This is a genomic window from Roseovarius albus, from assembly GCF_900172335.1.
Classification (GTDB): domain Bacteria; phylum Pseudomonadota; class Alphaproteobacteria; order Rhodobacterales; family Rhodobacteraceae; genus Roseovarius; species Roseovarius albus.
This window is the reverse complement of the sequence record NZ_FWFX01000010.1, coordinates 109,517-126,692: the sequence shown is the minus strand read 5'-3', so window position 1 is coordinate 126,692 and position 17,176 is coordinate 109,517. Positions and strand designations below refer to the sequence as shown.

General features: G+C 51.8%; 12 protein-coding genes. 6 read left to right on the top strand and 6 right to left on the bottom strand.

Features of this window, described 5'->3' with window-relative positions:
* Window positions 1-13 precede the first annotated feature (13 nt).
* From ROA7450_RS15125 to ROA7450_RS15105, 5 genes are all read left to right on the top strand, one after another.
* Window positions 14-2,869 carry a DUF6519 domain-containing protein gene (locus ROA7450_RS15125; RefSeq protein WP_085806722.1) on the top strand — a complete coding sequence of 952 codons (2,856 nt, stop codon included), beginning with the start codon at window positions 14-16 and terminating at the stop codon, window positions 2,867-2,869.
* 709 nt (window positions 2,870-3,578) lie between these two features.
* Entirely contained in the window at window positions 3,579-5,192 is a 1,614-nt protein-coding gene (locus ROA7450_RS15120) for a hypothetical protein (RefSeq protein WP_085806721.1), read from the top strand.
* Entirely contained in the window at window positions 5,192-6,763 is a 1,572-nt protein-coding gene (locus tag ROA7450_RS15115) for a Dyp-type peroxidase (protein WP_159454063.1), read from the top strand. The genes ROA7450_RS15120 and ROA7450_RS15115 overlap by 1 nt, the downstream gene beginning before the upstream one ends.
* Window positions 6,760-7,995 carry a cytochrome P450 gene (locus ROA7450_RS15110; RefSeq protein WP_085806719.1) on the top strand — a complete coding sequence of 412 codons (1,236 nt, stop codon included), beginning with the start codon at window positions 6,760-6,762 and terminating at the stop codon, window positions 7,993-7,995. The genes ROA7450_RS15115 and ROA7450_RS15110 overlap by 4 nt, the downstream gene beginning before the upstream one ends.
* A gap of 324 nt (window positions 7,996-8,319) precedes the next feature.
* A complete protein-coding gene (locus ROA7450_RS15105) occupies window positions 8,320-9,066 on the top strand; it encodes an endonuclease/exonuclease/phosphatase family protein (RefSeq protein ID WP_159454062.1) in 747 nt (248 codons plus the stop codon).
* 26 nt (window positions 9,067-9,092) lie between these two features.
* Here ROA7450_RS15105 and ROA7450_RS15100 read toward each other — a convergent pair whose 3' ends face one another.
* Together ROA7450_RS15100 and ROA7450_RS15095 are read right to left on the bottom strand one after the other, a co-directional pair.
* Complete coding sequence (locus tag ROA7450_RS15100) at window positions 9,093-10,565, bottom strand: hypothetical protein (RefSeq protein ID WP_085806716.1); 1,473 nt, start codon at window positions 10,563-10,565, stop codon at window positions 9,093-9,095.
* A gap of 9 nt (window positions 10,566-10,574) precedes the next feature.
* Window positions 10,575-11,156 (bottom strand): hypothetical protein, encoded by a 582-nt coding sequence (locus ROA7450_RS15095; protein ID WP_085806715.1) that lies wholly within the window; start codon window positions 11,154-11,156, stop codon window positions 10,575-10,577.
* A gap of 514 nt (window positions 11,157-11,670) precedes the next feature.
* Here ROA7450_RS15095 and ROA7450_RS15090 point away from each other — a divergent pair.
* A complete protein-coding gene (locus ROA7450_RS15090) occupies window positions 11,671-12,816 on the top strand; it encodes a glycosyltransferase family 61 protein (RefSeq protein WP_085806714.1) in 1,146 nt (381 codons plus the stop codon).
* A gap of 110 nt (window positions 12,817-12,926) precedes the next feature.
* Here the strand turns inward: ROA7450_RS15090 and ROA7450_RS15085 are convergent, their stop codons facing one another.
* The 4 genes from ROA7450_RS15085 to ROA7450_RS15070 form a co-directional block, all read right to left on the bottom strand.
* Window positions 12,927-13,703, bottom strand: coding sequence for an IclR family transcriptional regulator (locus tag ROA7450_RS15085; RefSeq protein WP_085806713.1), 777 nt, complete (start codon window positions 13,701-13,703; stop codon window positions 12,927-12,929).
* 7 nt (window positions 13,704-13,710) lie between these two features.
* Complete coding sequence (locus tag ROA7450_RS15080; RefSeq protein WP_085806711.1) at window positions 13,711-15,069, bottom strand: TRAP transporter large permease; 1,359 nt, start codon at window positions 15,067-15,069, stop codon at window positions 13,711-13,713.
* On the bottom strand, window positions 15,069-15,737 hold the full coding sequence (locus ROA7450_RS15075) for a TRAP transporter small permease (RefSeq protein WP_085806709.1): 669 nt from the start codon (window positions 15,735-15,737) through the stop codon (window positions 15,069-15,071). The genes ROA7450_RS15080 and ROA7450_RS15075 overlap by 1 nt, the downstream gene beginning before the upstream one ends.
* Window positions 15,738-15,850: 113 nt before the next feature.
* Window positions 15,851-17,083 carry a TRAP transporter substrate-binding protein gene (locus tag ROA7450_RS15070; RefSeq protein WP_085806708.1) on the bottom strand — a complete coding sequence of 411 codons (1,233 nt, stop codon included), beginning with the start codon at window positions 17,081-17,083 and terminating at the stop codon, window positions 15,851-15,853.
* Window positions 17,084-17,176: the final 93 nt, after the last annotated feature.

Below are 17,176 nucleotides of genomic sequence, written 5' to 3'. Positions count from 1 at the left end.
GGAGGGCATACCGATGAATGGCGATTTTTCCCGCTGGACGGCCCTGAATGCGGCGCACCAAATGTACAAAGGTGTGCTGATGCAGCAAGGGCGACCACAAACGGATTCGGACTGGAATGAGCAGGTCATGCTCGGCCTAAGTCGTTCTGAGACCGCGCTTGCCGATGTAATCGGCCCAACTGGCACGCCAAAAGGTGAGGGTGGTTTTGCAATCACCGAAGGATCCGGTGGCTTCGCTATCGGGGCAGGGCGCTATTATCTGGATGGGGCACTGGTCGAAAATGATGCTGCCACCTCCTACGATGATCAGGGGGATGTGGTGGCGGTTCCACCTTTGTCGAATGTCGGTGGCGATGGTACCGAGGTCGTGGTGTTTTTGGAGGCCAACCATCAGCATGTGACCGCATTGGAAGACAACCGGATGGCCGATCCAGCGCTGGCTGGAATCGACACCGCAACCAGAATTCGTGCTGGATGGCGCGTCGGGGTTGAAACGGTTCAGCTGACAGCCACAGAACGCGATGATCTGATTGACTCGGTTGCCTGCGGCACTCCGCCGAATCTGCCAGGGTGGGGCGCATCAACCGGCCAGCTGTCGGCACGAACCTTGCCAGCAGGTGTTCTTCCCCCAACCAGCGATTGTGAGATTCCACCAGAAGCTGGCTATCTGTCGCAGGAAAATCAGCTTTATCATGTCAAGATCATTCGTGGCGGTTCGCGTGCACAGGCGCGCTACGTCTGGTCGCGTGAAAACGGGTCTGTTCTGGCGGCGCTGGCCCGCAACAGCGACGGTGATTTCATCCTGCAAGGAGATCGCGAAGACGAGGCGCTTTCCTTTAAAACCGACAATTGGGTTGAAGTGTTCGATGAAGCGGACACGTACAACATGAGATCGGGCAGTCTGCACCGGATCACGGTGGCGGGGGGAACCGTGACTTTTGCCCCTGCAATCGCCGACTTCAATCAGATGGAACATCCGTTGGTGCGTCGTTGGGACCACGGCGGAAATTCAGCGTTGGGATTGACCTTGCCCACGACGCCAACCGAGTTGGAACGCGGAATCGAGATCAGTTTTACCAACGGAAGCTATCGCGAGGGAGATTATTGGGTCTTTGAAGCGCGCGCTGCGACAGGCAATATTGTCTGGCCACAATATCCGATGGATGACCCAGCCGAACCAGTTCCGCCAATGGGGTGGGGGCATCGTCGGGCAGCGCTGGCCCTCGGCACGCTTGAAAACGATGCCCTGACCGACATCACCGATCTGCGGGCAGAATTTCCGCATCTGACCTGCTTGCAGGCCGAAGATGTCGGTTATGATGACAGTATCTGCCAGATGGGGGCGGCTACGGTGCAAGAGGCAATTGACCTGTTGTGTCAACGCACTTCGTCAGGCCTATGCACGATTGTTGTCTCCTCAGCAGCTGAGCTTATCACCGCTGTAGGCGGACTATCGCAAGGTCAGTCGGTTCGCATTTGCCTGCGCGCCGGTCAGTTTCAGTTGCCGCGAACACTAGTTTTTGGTCGATTGGGTCATGTGACTGTTGTGGGCACTGGCCCTCAGACGATTGTCAGCGTGGCCAATGGTGAAGCCGCATTTGCTTTTAAAAACTGTGCTTCAGTTCAGGTGACCGACATGTCGGTGAACGGCGGGCCGACCGGACATTCCGGGGACCTGGTAACACAAAACCGTCTAGGGGCGATTACGGTGTTGAACTGCGGTCATTCCAATTTTGAACGATTGCGGTTGCGATGTCGGGCAGGGCTGGATCGTCAAGCGGCCTGTTTGTCGACACGCAACACCTCACGCAGTGCACGGATTTTGGTGCGCGATTGCATTATGCATGTTGGCCAAAGTCAGACCGGGGTTCAAATCATTGGCGCGCAACGCGCCATCGTACAAGACAATCTGATCCTACCGGTCCCCATTTTTGGTCCGATCGTGCGGCGACGCATTACAAACGATCCAGTGCTCGTGGCACGACTTCGAAAGTCCTTAATCAGTTTCTCTGCTCGCTCTGGACAGAACAGGACGATAAATCTGCTTGATGTCCGCGGAGGGCGTGGACGAGCCATCCCGCTGTCTGCCCTGTCGGCCCCACGTGAGCAAACCACGATTAGTGTGGGAGGTCGCAATGCTACAGTTATCGCCCAGACTGATAACACTCTGGCGCGACGTTTGCTGCCCTCTCTTCAGCAAAACCGGGCGTCACGCATTTCGTCAGAACGCGAACTCCGCGAGCATCTGATCAATCTAGTCAATACTGCCATTCGTGACACCAATGGACGGGCAAGGATTGGCCCACGGCAATTCCGGCTGGTAGATTTAGGTTTAACAGATCGCTCATACATCGCGCAGGGGATCACCATCGCTGGCGCGTCAGTTGAAGAGGCACAGGTCACCGGTAACCGGATTGAAGGTGCAATCGATGGGATCCGCATCGCAGCCAGTTCCGATGCGGATCCCGTTCCTGCTTCCTGGATCGGAAGAGAGCCGCCAAACATCGTGCGCCGCGCGCGGATCACCGGGAATGTCATCGGGGTGCGGCCTTTGTCCGAAACAACCGACGCCCATGGTATTTATTTGGGTCACGTGGAAAGCGTTTCGGTGGGCGAAAATGAGCTCTCTGGGCCAAGCTTGCCGTTTGACGATGATCGCCCGCAGCCGCATTTTGGATTGTACCAACATGGCTACCGTGGTGCGCGCCTCACCATCACCGAAAATACGGCGCGCAGTTTTTATCATGGCTTCGCAGTGGTGCCGACAATTGACCCGGTCGGAGGTGTTGGTATTTGGCGCTTGCGGGACAACGCAACACGCAATTGCGCCCGCCCATACGCCTTAGCATCTGATATCGAAGTATTCTGAGCAAGAGTGGCCAAATACGCGTTTTTGTGGTATCAGGGAATCGAGACTCAATCCGGTTTGTGATCGCTTGTGGTATCTGCGTGTCAAAGCGTGGAACTTCTGACCTTCGACTGGCAGAGCGAGTCAGGATGAGGCACGGTCATACCCGTGCCTCTACCCATTTTAAGGGTCGGCATTGCTGAACCGGTCAGGGCATGACGTCATTATTGCGGCAATCGGGCGTTGAGTTGACCTAGGTTGCGCCGTTATATTGGGTGAAATCCGAAGTCGCGGTAAGTGAGGATTCATTGTACTTGCTGATCGCTCTTAACGGGTTGGTCCATTCAAAATTCGCGTTATGTAACATTCTTAGCTCTCCTTAAGTGAAGCATAATTTTACATATATCCAAGACGTTTTCGTGATGATCTGTGGGGCAAAGCGATGGCACTTGTGAGAAATCACTGCGCTATCCATTTGGATTGATTAATAGGCTCCACAATCTCAAACACGACTGCTATGCCGATCTGGAAACTCCTCTGAATATTCTCTTGACGGTTGATGCCTTCCTAGTGAATGCTAGTGATAGAAGCGTACGTTGCGTGCCAGCGATGGTAGGACGTTCACGCTGCGGGAGAGATAGTGCCGATTATTTCAGGGTGCTAGTGTCGCATGTATTTTGACGGATCTCCTCTTCGAAGTTTTGGGATGAATTGATTAAGGGCCAGGTGAATGCTCCAGACCACTCTTTCTGTTCCACTCGATGTCAAACCGGAAAGCGCGCCAAGACTGGAGGCGCTTGTGGAACAATTTCGGGATAAAGAAGACGTTAATATAGGGGAGTCTGAAAATAACTTTGGCAGGCTGATTGATGGGATACCAACCCTCCATTTCATGTCGATAAGTATTTTTCGGGATCCCTCCTATGATCCGATTTTCATTCTGGAAATTAATTGCGATGGCGCGCCGGGCCCACTTTGGGCGGCCTTGGACAGCTTTGTCGGAGAAGATTTGCGGGACATGGTGCGCTGCTGCAAAAGGCCGTTGGATGGAAACCATATTCTCTATCAGGAGGTGACACAGCCCGGTAGTAAAGCGGCAGTTGCCAAATACCTTGAAGCTATGGCTGAGCCGCCAAGCGTGTTTCACCATGGGAATAGGGGACTGAGACGTACGCGAATCGAAAAGGAAGCCGAGTTATTTCGCGCCGTTCGTTCTGAATTAGATCGTGCGGAGAACAATCCTTATTTTGGTTTGGATCCGGAAGCATTGCGCAAAGCCCTGCGTCTGACCTTGAAGGGCGACTTTCCATGGCTGAACGAAGACGCGGAACCGCGCGTAAGCAAGAAAGAAAGGACTGCCGATAAGCTAAGATTGGCGGGGTATGCGGCAGTTGTCATGGCGATATTGTCTTTACCGGGGATTATTGCTTTTACGTTATTTGGAACGTTCTATTACTTGATCGGTGTTGCCGTGCTCTTCGCGGTCCTGAGTTTTGCAATTTATAAATTGCATAAACCTTTGCAAGACGACGAGGTGACGACCAACTTCAAGTTGCTCCAGGCGCTGACACAACAAATCCCAGCGGTAATTTTCTCTTACCCAATTTTTCTCGCGATCTTCTGGCTAATCGACCGACTGCTACGCCTTTTCGGCTATTCGACAGAAACATCCTGGTACGTCGAACTGGCTTACGTACTGTTTATGGGATTCATCGGTTTGCTTGTCGTCCTCCCAGGGATGATCTATTGGTTGCGCCGTTTGGAGCTTCATGACAGCTCGCAACATGCCGCGCAGATCGAGCCAAAAGAAGTGGCCGAGATGGCCAAACGCGAAGACTGGGTCTCCCAAAACCATATGGGCTCAATCGTGCATATACGCCCCGGCGTGTTACGCACGTTGATCGTTCGATTTGGGCACAGAGGCCTTGGATTGTTGCTTCGTGTTACTGCGCGCGATGGGTATCTGGGCAGTATGCGGACAGTACACTTTGCCCATTGGGCCTTTTTGAACAACCACAGCCGCTTATTGTTCTTTAGCAACTATGACCAAAGCTGGGGCAGCTACCTGGATGACTTCATTGAAAAAGCCCATGTGGGCCTGACACTTGCCTGGGGCTGCGGAGTCGGTTTTCCACCTACACGATTCCTTATTTATGACGGTGCAAGTCGCGGACGTTTGTTCAAAAACTGGGCGCTGGCCTCTCGGTCTGTCTCGCGCTTTTGGATCAGTGCTTATCCCGATCTATCGGTAGATCAAATTGAACGGAATTACCGTCTGGCTAAGGGCTTGCGCGAAGACAACCTGAACGCAGAAGATGCAATCAAATGGGTGAGGGATCTTTGATGGTAGCGACTTGGAAACTTCAAAACGATATAGCGGACGACACGCAAGGGATCGTCGCGTCTGGCTTCGGGCGGTTAGAATACGGTGTCGCTCTTTTTCTTGAGCTATCTCACACAAACGGTGCCGAGTGGCTTCGTGCCATTTCAGAGGACTTTCCGGCAACCACAGCGAGCCAGACCTCCGGGCCGGTTGTGCCACAGGCGATCTCGCTGGCTTTTACCTGGACGGGTCTTGAAAAAATGGGACTGCCCGATGCTGCACTTGCTTCATTCTCTGCGCCCTTTCGCGAAGGCATGATGCAACAGGACCGCCTGCGTCGTTTGGGGGATAAGCGCAAGGGAAAGTGGCTCGATACTGTAATCGACGGTGGGCCAATTTGGAGCGGAAACATCGATGCACCACAGCAAAAAACACCAATGGGTGCCTATGATGTTTCCTCTCAGGCCACAGAGGATACTTTCGTAAATCCAACGGAAAAGACCGTGCACGCAATGTTGCTGCTCTACGCCCAGACCGAAGAAGAAGTCCTAGTGCGCAGGTCAAATTTGGAGAGCAACCTAAATGCCAATCAGGTATCGGTCGTTCACACGCTTCCGCTGGTTCTTGATACTGTCGCAGACGAAGGCTTCAGCCGCGAGCACTTCGGGTTCGCCGACGGCATTTCCCAACCAATTCCCTATGATGAAGGCGGTGCTGTCAGCCTGAACGGAGAGGAGTCGTTTACAGGTGACCCGGTGCATGGAGTGCGACTGGGTGAAGTATTAATGGGACATAAGAACGGTCATCAGGAGGTGGCTCCGGGGCCGGTGGTTGAAGAGAGAAAAGAGGATGGCGAAAATCCACTCCGCCCCCATCATGAAGCGCGTGGGTTCCGCGATCTGGGTCTGAACGGCTCATACCTTGTGGTCCGTCAATTGCATCAGAATGTTGCCGGCTTTTGGAAGGGTATGGAAGCCGCTGCGGAGGTTTTGAAAAAACAAGATCCAATGGCGGAACACATTACGCCTATGTGGGTTGCTGAAAAGGTCGTCGGGCGCGGTGTCGATGGACGTATGCTCCGTCCTGACGGACGAATTCCAAATGGGCCAAACAGTGAAATCAATAACGATTTCTTTTTCTTTGACGATGACAGGCACGGCTTTGGTTGCCCCCTTGGAAGCCATGTGCGACGTGCCAACCCACGAGACAGTCTTGCGCCCAAGCCAGAGATGAAACAGACGCTGCTTGATGCGGCTAACAATCACCGGATTCTGCGTCGAGCACGCAAATACGGAAGCACGCTTATGAATACATCTGTGGATGACGGCAAAGAGCGCGGTCTTTTGTTCATGTGCTTGAACACCGACATCGCGCGTCAGTTCGAATTTACGCAACAGACCTGGCTTTTGAATTCCGACTTCTCGGTGCTCTTTGAAGAAACGGATCCTTTGGTCGGCCCTGACGGTCAAATGACCATCCCTGAAGACCCTTTACGCCGACGGGTGCCTGTTCAGACTTTCGTGCAGATGGTCGGTGGCGAATATTTCTTTCTGCCCAGTATCTCGGGGCTCAAATACCTTGCTAGCTTATGAATGGCCTCGAAAGCAAAAACCCGCTTCGCGAAAGCGGGGCAATCGGAACCTGGCTCGCCAATGCAATGATGGCGGCGGCACCTGCGGGCTTTGCGGCGTTGCGTCGCTTTAAGCCGATCCTAAAACTACGCAATGTCGTCATCGTTTCGCGCTATGATGACGTGCGCGAAGTGTTTTCACGAGATGAAGAATTCGACACTCCTTACATTGAAAATATTCATGTCCTCACGGGTGGAGAGGACTTCTTTCTTGGTTTGCAGCAAGGGGCAGCCTATCAGGCGGCTAAACGGGCGATGTTATCGGTTTTTCGTACTGAGGATCTGATTTGGCTCGGGGATATGGCCGAAGAGCGCGCCGAAAAGATTGTCGATGAAAGTGGTGCGGAGTTGGAGATTGTTGACCAACTGGTTCGCAAAGTGACCTTTGACCTTTATATGGACTACATCGGCATCCCACAGGTGCCGACAGAAAACATCGATGTCTGGTCCACCAGACTCTTTGAATACCAATTCGCAGGTTCTCCAAAGGACAAAGAGCTTCGCGCAGAAGTCGACGCCATAGCCCCTGCATTGCGCGCCCACATTACAGATGAGATAGTTAAACGGAAATCCAATGGTGTCACAAAGGGCGACGTTCTCGGGCGCTGCCTCAAGGCGCAATCCGACGGAGAAGCGATTTTCACCGATGATTTCATCCGTACAAATCTGTTGTGCATGTTGGTTGGCGGTCCGCCCCAGGTGCCGATGGTGGTGCCCCAGGCTATGGAGCAACTTTTGCGTCGACCGAAGGCTTTGGATGCTGCCCGCAAAGCGGCAGAGGCGGACGATGATGATCGGTTGGGTGCAATCGTCATGGAAGCGGCCCGGTTTGATCCGCTCGCTCCTGTGTTGCCCAGAATAGTCCTCCGAGACACCGAGATTGCCCGGGGGACGTCTCGTCAGTGCAAAGTGCCGAAGGGTGCAACCATATACGTGGGTTTTGCCTCGGCCATGATGGACCCGCGCCGTATAGGCAATCCGAAAGAGTTTGATCCTTATCGCGGGGCCCACGAGTATGTGCATTTCGGACACGGCCTGCACGAATGCTTCGGTCTGCACATGAACCGGGCCACCCTGCACAGAATTTTAAAACCGGTATTGAAACGAAAGGCCCTTTCGCGTTCGCCGGGCCAAGCTGGGAGGCTGCAAAAACGTAAGATCTTTGCGGATCGATTGGTGGTCCGCATTTCTTAGGTAACAACCGGACGCGACCTAAACTCAAAGAAATTGAAGTGGTGCTAGAAAACCGGACATTGATCTAAGGTTTATCCCAAACCTTTTAAGGTATATGAAAATGGCCAAGCCCCCTGGAAACGTTGCAACGAGACAAAAGGAGCAAGAGATCGCAACGACGTCTCAATGGCATCCAAATCGAGTCAGCGCAGGTCGTCATCAATGTTTGGCCCAGGCAATACTAAATAATCAAGCCGCATCACTTATCTTGCTCCTATCGCGCGCCTTTTCTGAGTTGGCGCTCAGGTGGCGAGCGCGCCCGGATCAGCAGGATGGTATGTCATAGTGAAACTTCTGTCCTGGAATGTATTCAATGAAAATCCGGACACGGACAGGGTCAATGCATGTCTTGATCTCGTCAAACCTGACATCGCTTGTTTGCAGGAGGCGTTGCCTGGTCATTTAGAGTGTCTTCGGGCACGGTATAAGCATTGCATTGTGGGCCGGGACTACATTCTGCGAGGTTCTCCATGCTATCTCGCGATTGCTTCAAGTAAGCCACTTATTTCACCCAATGTGGTAATGCACTTCCCGGACAACAAACCACATCCATCCATTTTTTCCAAATGGGCTGGATGGGTTGAGTTTCTTGACAGCCTGTCCGCCTGCATTCAGTTGCCGGATCGCTCAATGCTGAAGATCGTGAATCTCCATACGTCTGCCGCCACCGGCCCTTCAACACGAATGGCAGAAATTGAAGCTACTGTGAAAGCGCACCTGGAGCAATCTGGAAGATGCATCGTAGTTGGCGATTTCAACATGTTTTCGACGCCCGCGTGGGCACTGTTACTTGCTTTGCCGTTCGGTTACCGGTTGCCAGATATGGTGACCTTCGAAAGGCGTACCGTCGAGAACTGGTGGAAAGGCAAGGGTTTTGATGCAGCCATCCGCGGGGTTACAATGCCCAGATGGCGGTTGCAACTCGATCAGGTATTTCTGAAAAATACCAATGCGGTGAACGCCGAAATTATAGACAAGAACTTCGGTTCAGACCACCTGCCTATTAAGGTGGAGCTTAGTGTTCCTAAATGATCAAACAAGGCCGACATTGTGCAAAGTCATTCCGGGTTCTTAGAAGACAACCCACCTTGAACAAGCCGCAATAAAACGATCGCGATCCATACGAAGACAAGTTTATAAAAATAAAAGCAGGCAATACCGAAACCCGCAAGCGTGAGCATTTGCCGCAATCTCGGCCAACCTAGGGGCCAGACGGATATCTGGTCCAATTTTTCGTGCAGCTCCTCCTGTTGCATTTTATAGAGCGATACAACTTTTTGAGTTTTCTCTGCGTCGTTCAAAGCAGTCTGCACCCGATTTCTTGCTTGGATGGCGGTTTGACGCAGAATGAATGCAAGAACGATGGAAACCAAAGCGAAGATGATAATAACTGCGGGACCAGCGATTTGGGAATTGGGGTCACCGAGTTGCCCAGTATCAAATAGAAGTCCTATATTTTGGATCCCGCCTTCAGTTGAGACTATGTCTTCAATGCCTGAGAACATGAATTGAAAGACATTGCCAGGCGCTTCACTCCGCAAGTATTCATTTTGCAACCGCATCAGAAATGCCATGGTGAAGCTGAGAATGGTCACAAGAATGCAAGGCTGCATGACGGGTTCGAAATTCTCGAAACCCATTCTTTCGAGAGGGTCTGCTGATCTTAGATTTGGGATTAATCGCAATTTCAAAGTGCGCTGGCGAAGGCGAAAAACCGTGACGGCCAGCGAGAAAACAAAACAAAAATAAATCATCAGGAGTGCGAGCTCGGCGCACAAAACCAAATAAACGTAGGCCGAGAACCACCAGTTCATCGTATTGCTGGGCAAAGTTGCATGCGCAGGTAGGGTTATCCCCGGGCTTGTCCCAAAAATCGCTGAAATCGACCAATCAAGCTCCTGTCCAGAAGTGTTTTGACAGATTGCTGGGCGATCCTTTACCGGAATCTGCGTTAGAAGCTCACCATATTGCAACGGTGCGTTTACGACGCAGTACCAATCACTGAATACGGTCCCGACAATTAAGACAAAAATAACAAAACCCGATACTGAAAAAGTAACCCACATGTAGCGCACGAGTTTTTTTAATTCGGCGATGCCGCCGTTTTCTTTGTTTGGCTTTGACCAGTCCAGTGTGCAGAACATCCCCTGTTCAAGCATACGGCGGAAAACGCTCTGCATGTTCTGTACCGAGCTGAAGGCGAAAAACAATGCAAAGGGCATCAGGATAACTTGGACAGGCCACCAGTTGATGGCGAAGCCATATCCAACCTGCTTTTCAATACACGTACCAGCTTTGACGTCGGCCGTGGTGCATAGTTCGCCTTCAAAACCGTCTGTTGGCATGTAGTAGGAGACCGAGCCTACTGGCGAGGCGAGCACAGAAAAAATTAGCGGCAAGACACCCAACATGAACGTAATCGCCAAAATGAAAAACGGATTGATACGCCAGAATGCCCGGACGGTGCGAACTAGATAAGTCTGATCGTCAAAGATCGCATTTTTGTCAGGATCAACGACCTGATCGTTCATATCGTCCTCCTAAATGCCAAGCCTATTCTTCGCCTTCGTACATAGCTGCCTCATGGCACGCCACGCGTTTTGCTCAGCGCGAAACATTGGATACCAGTCACGAAGATCTTCTGTACTGATCTTGCGCAAGTGATTGCGTTTCGCCCATTCGAAACCAATCATTCGCCCGATTGCCCAAAGCTCTGCACGCGCGCGTGGGCGTTCAACCTTTGGAACAAGTGAGGACATTTCGTCTACCAACTGGTGCCATCCGCCTTCTTCCTCAACGCAGAAATCAAAAACTCCAAAGCCCTTGCATTTTCCAGTCCAGAATCTGGCATACCATCGAACGTGCAGATCATCATCAAAGTGGAGTGATTGCACAGGATCGAAGCTCTGCGGGCAATTGTGCGCGTTTGACTGGGTTCCTCCAATCAGAGCGCCGTCACAAAAGGGGGATTCGTTGCTTTTAAGCGCACCCAGGACGCCACATGCCTGCAAATAAGCGGGTTCCTTCGCCGCCAATTCGTCTGCGCTAATCACTGTGGTGAGGAAGAGTGTCACGAGTAGTTTCGTTAGCCGAAGACGTTCAGAAATGTCGAATGTCAGCATGCAAAATTCATCAATAAATTGATTTCGAAGTGATACTTAACAATCTCACGTTTTCGTCTAAAAAGCAATTGAGCCGCTTGTGCGCGTTATGGTTGTGGTGATGGCGAAATTACTACAACGCGTGAATTCGGGAATGTTAGGTCAGCTTTTGGCAGCATGATTTGAGAACAAAGGAACATATTCATCGTCAAGAATATTGCTGGCGAGTAGCACGGGCTTGATGTCTTTGGCGATCTTTTCGCCCGGGCGCTTCGTAACGCCCAACGGCATAAGGCGTGTTTAATCCAGCCGTTCTCTGAATCTTCTACGGAAAGCGCAAGTTTTGAACGAGCGCTAGCGCGTCCATTACATGACTTTCAGATCACAGTAGTCATTGTGATATCGCCCACCGCACCAGAAAGTATCGTTTCAATGGACCACGAGCCAACAATGCACTAAAAATCTTTTTGACATATCTTTTTCACCCCAAGGCACAGTCATTGACTACACAATTGCAATTTAGGTAGAAAATACATTGATCCGGAAAACTTTTAAAGCACTGAAAAAAATTCAAAAAAACGCAATCGGGCAATTTGCCGATGGCTGGATGCTTGATCAGCAGGTTCCTCTTCAATCCGTGTTTCGATCCCGGTTTGACTATGAGATTCATGATTTTGGAAAGCATGAGATTTACGCCCCTGAGCTCAAGCCAGACAACCCGGCAAACTACCTCAAGCAGCTAAAACTGCACTACAATCCGCAAGTCATCCCCCGGCCGTACTACTTTCATTTGAACAACGCCGGCGTTTTCAATCGACAGATTGTTGACCCTGAAAATTCGAAACGCGTTATTCTCGAGAGCTTTCCAGAAGGTTCGATGCAGGACGAAGGTCGGAACTTTCAACCTGAGTTGTCGATCCGGCGAAAGGCCCTAAAACATGCCATCCGGCGCAACACGGACGTAGATGAAGGATATGTGTTCTCCGGCCTTTGGTGGAAAAACTATTACCATTTCTTAGTGGATTCCTGTTTGCGGTTTGTCGATCTGCAAGAGCAAGGCGCATTCAGGAACAACACAACGCTTCTATTCCACAGCCAACCGAACAAGTGGCAACAAAGCTACCTCGATTTATTGGGATTGGGGGACCACGAGAGTGTGCTGACGGATCAACAACCGCTCAAGGTAGGAAAACTGCTGGTGGCCTCTCCAAGGAGGCATCGGTTTGTTGTCTCCATTGATGCGGCCACGCAGTTTCGCCACCGTATGTTTGATCGGCTGGGAATGGCGGATGCTGAGCCCACCCGGAAAATCTTCGTATCCCGACGAGGGGCAAAAGTCAGACGTATCTTGAATGAGGAAGAGGTTGAAAGCTGCCTGATTGAGCACGGGTTCGAAATTTTAAAGTCTGAAAAATTGTCGGTAGAGGATCAAATTAAGCTCTTCGCGCAAGCGAAAACCATTGTCGCGCCGCATGGGGCGGGGCTCGCAAACATGATCTATTCGCAGAAACCCAGCATCATCGAGTTATTCCCGGCGGATCGGTGGAATATCGGGTATTTCCTGGCTCTTACTAATTCAATTGGCGGCACTCACATCCCAATCATCTGCGCCCCGGAAAACGATGCCGATGACTTCAATGTGGATATCGAAATGCTTCGCTCGGCGCTGAAAATCACATGATTTCAGGGGTTACAGTTCAAAAATCACAAGATTTATTATCTGCATGGCGTAAGATCAGTTAGCTGATGCTGTGATCCGGTCAAACCAAGTCGCTGACCCCAGAGTAGCATTCAATCCGAGACCAGTTTGGCGAGCTTTAAAGCCGCATCGTGAAGTTGCGGTAGATTTTGCTTTAGCCCTTCCAAGTCATGACGTTGTATCGGAGCGTGTATCGAAAGCGTGGACAGCAATCTCTTGCGGTCATCGTAAATCGGAACCGCGATGGCGGCCATGCCAGCCATGAACTCTTCGTCGTCGGTGGAATACCCTTGCGCACGCGTTTTGGCGATTTCTTGTTTGAGCGCCTTTGGATCATTCAAGGATTGTTCGGTGCTTTTTTCCAGATTGGTTGATGCTAGCAGCCGGTCTAATTTGTCCGACCGAAGAGATGCCAAATACACCTTGCCACTCGCCGTGCAATTAAAAGGGACTTGGGTTCCTACCGGCAACTGGATGCGCAGTGGCCAATGGGTTTCAACCCGGTCCAGATACACCATGCCGTCGCGATCTGGGGCGGCTAGGTTGCAGGTTTCGCCGACCTCTTCGGCCAGCGTGCGCATGATCCGCAAACGCTCGGTTCTGATCCGCTGTGAGGAGAGAGTATTAACCGACAACCGTCGCATCCGTCGTCCGGGGCCGTAAGAGCGCCCATCGACGTCACGTTGAAGGAACCCTTCAGCCTCGGCAGTTTGCAATAGACGATGTACCGTCGGCTTGGGCAGGCCCAGATGATCGCACAGCGCAGCGGGGGCCACCGGGACCCCCGCCTGGGCGACTTCTTCCAGCAAGAGAAGAAGTCGCAGATTTGTTGGAATTTGACCTTTTGTTTCTACGTCATCTTCCGTCATGGGCACCTTACCGGTTTGGCAGTAGGATCAACGCCAAATCTGGGACCAATGATACCAGTATCCAAACGCTGATCAGAGCAAAGAGATAAGGGACCGTATAGCGGAGCAGGCGGAAATAGGGAACGCCCGTTACGCCGGAGGCGACATAGAGGTTTAGACCATAAGGTGGCGTGATAAACCCGATGGAGGCCCCGACCAGGAAAATGACCGAGAAGTGCACCGGATCAATGCCAACAGACGCGGCAATTGGCGCCAGAATCGGTGCCAGAATAATTGTCACTGGAAGGCTTTCCAACACCATGCCAGAGAAGAACACGATGACCATCGAAGTGAAAAGAACCGCGTGATAGCCACCCATCGAGGTCACGAAATCCCCGATCACCTGCTGTGCCCCCAAGAGAGACAAGATCTGCTGCATCACCACTGAAATCGCGATCAGAGGGGCCAGAATGCCGGTGATCTCGGCTGACCGCATGGTGATACCCGGAATCTGCCACAGAGTGAAACCTTCGACCACCAGCATCTCTCCGTAACTTTTTTCTTCCCATGTCTTATCGGACTTAAGTTTCAACACCCGCGAGATAAACCAAGAGGCTATGCCTGCAATGATACAGAACCCAACCGTCACACCCGCCGCTTCTGTGGGTGAAAATTTACCTGTGTAAATGCCCCACAGCACCAGACCGATCGCAAAGAATCCGAGCCAAGCGCCGAAAGCGGTTTTTAAGACGCGGTTCAATTGCAGTGGGATGAGGTACCCCCAACCATTCAGCCTGCAGATGATCCAGCAGGCTAGCTGCATACCTACCACCATCAAGGTACCAGGTAGAATACCTGCCACAAATAGGTCGGAAATCGGCAAGTTCATCAAGAAGCCGTAGACAATGAATATGATCGACGGGGGAATGATGATCCCCACCGTGCCGCCGGCTGCTGCAGTAGCTGCGGAAAAGCGCTCGTCGTACCCACCCTTGACCATTTCAGGGTGCAACATTGAACCAATTGTGGCTGTCGTGGCAGAGTTCGAACCGGAAATCGCGGCGAAAAGTCCACATGCGCCCAGAGACGCCATCGCCAGGCCGCCTCGCAGCCATCCCAGGCAGGAGTAGGCAAAGTCGGAAAGTCGTCGTGCAATCCCGGACTTATTGATGAGGTCACCCGTGAGGATGAAGAGAGGCATCGCCAGCAGGGCAAAACCTTTGTTGAACACATTGAGAAGTTCAGCCCCCATATTGTCGAGCGTGAGGCCCAACACAAAGGAACAGCCGACCACCCAGTAGGCGATGACCAGTAGAACCGGCACGCCCAGCATAAAGAGCATGGTCACGCCCACAGAAATCAGAGTGATAATTGTACCGTCAGCCATCAGGTATCTCCTCCGATTACAGCTTGTTTAATGAGTGTTTCGCCCGAGCGATAATTGCGAACGTCGTCTTGGATGTTCTCAATTGCCCGGGCAGCCATCAACGTGGCCGCGACCGGGGCGGACATCAAAAACCACCATTGCATGGTGTTGTCAGTCCCCAAAACGATCTGAAAGTTTGACGCAGACAATGCCACCAACCGCATGGTTGTGACCAACATGATTAGAGCAAAGCCAAGCCATAATATGCAATCCAGCGACAGGCAGGCCATCTGCCCAATACGTGGCATCCGTGATCTGAACTCGGAAAAGCTCAGGTGTGTGCGCACCCGGATGTTATAAGCCGCTCCAAACCAGGCCATAATCATGAACAACAAAGGAGGGATTGTTGTCGACCAGGGCTGCTGATTGGAAAAGACGAACCGATCAATCACACCCCAAAAGATTATTAGGGCAATCGCCAGATAGCTTGTGACCATAACCGTGCGCTCAAAGTATCGCTCAAAAAATGGAACACGGTGGTAAATCCAAACCAAGGCAATGCCGGCGACGATTAAAAATATCGCCCCGATAACCCATGCGCTGTCCGGCTTAAGCGCTTCGCGAATCTCATATGAATCCTGACTGGCGAACGCTGAAAACAATGTAGCTGCATCCGAAAATATCGACATGCGCTGTCTCCTCCCTTTTATGGGTGCCTCGTCCCTTATTCTTTAGGTCGCTGACATCCCGGTGCAGTTGGCCACCGCTATATGGCGGCCAACCGGTTTTCGTACGAAAGACCTTAGGCCTTCCACCAACGGCGGGGTTCGACATTCTCAGGCTTCATATCGGCGGGAACTTGTCTCGCGATATCATAGATCTCCTGATAGGTGTCGATGCCACCGGCCCACTTATTCAGGCGCTCACGCCATTCTTCCCACAACTGAGGCTGATACTCAGGAGAGCACATTTCCTCGGCCATCTTGATCTGATCCTCAGCCAAGAATGCGTTGCGGACATTGTTTTCTGCAAAAATTGTACCAGGCAGCTGTGGGTCAGATTGACCAACGGTCTTGACCAATGCTGCCTCGTTCGCTGCTTGAACGTGTGTTTGCGTCCAATAGGCGGATTCCAGAACTGCATCCTGCAAATCGCCTCCCAGGCTATCAAATACAGACGCAGACATCGAAGTGTGCTCAGTTCCGCAGAAGAACTTTAGGTCAACAGATTGCGAAACAACGGGGGACATGTTGGCATAAGCCACGGCAGAGGCCCAAGTCTCAGCGCCATCGATCAGACCTTGTTTAAGTCCGTCCAGTGTTTCCTCCCAAGCAACCGGAACCGGGTTCAAGTTAAGCGCTTGCATTGCGATCCGGCCAAGTTGCGTACCAGTGACGCGGTTTTTGGTGCCAAACAACTCTTCTAACTTTGTAACGGTGGGTTTGTCTTCCCATTTCAGACCCAACTGAATCCCGCGCAACTCGCAGTGGCTAAACAGGAACTTAAGGCCATGACGCTTTTCAAGCGGTTCGCGCAGGATGCGCTGCGATTCGGGGCTGTAAAGGAAGTGGTACTGCGATGCTCGGCCAGGGAACATGTAGGCATAGTCCAACACGTTCAGATAGGGCGCGCCACCGGCTGAATTCTGGGTTGATGCGGCGTAAATATCGACGATGCCTTGTTGTGTTTTTTCCACGCAAGACGTCTGGCCGCAGATCTGATTGTTACCTATGAATTCAACGCGGATCTCACCGTCTGTCCGGCTTTCCAGATCACGGGCAAATTCCAAGGCACCAGCGCGTTCAATAAGCAGGTTTTGGTCATTAAATCCCGAAGCGCCAAACTTCAAAGTGTGCTTGGCCTCCTTGGCAAAACGCTTCTCATAGGTTGATTCTGCTGCCTTGGCGAGACCAGCGACCGATACTGCGCCGCCAAAGGCACCAGCGGCCATCATTGTTGAACTGAACCCGTAAGTCCCTGCAACTCTAAAGAAATCTCGGCGTGATATACCTCTTAAATTCTTTGATATACTCATGGTTTCCTCCCATTGGAACAATTATTGAGACGTTTGGTTTCAAAAAAGACTAGACTAGTATCGACAATTTGCATAGGTTTTTTTTCCAACAGC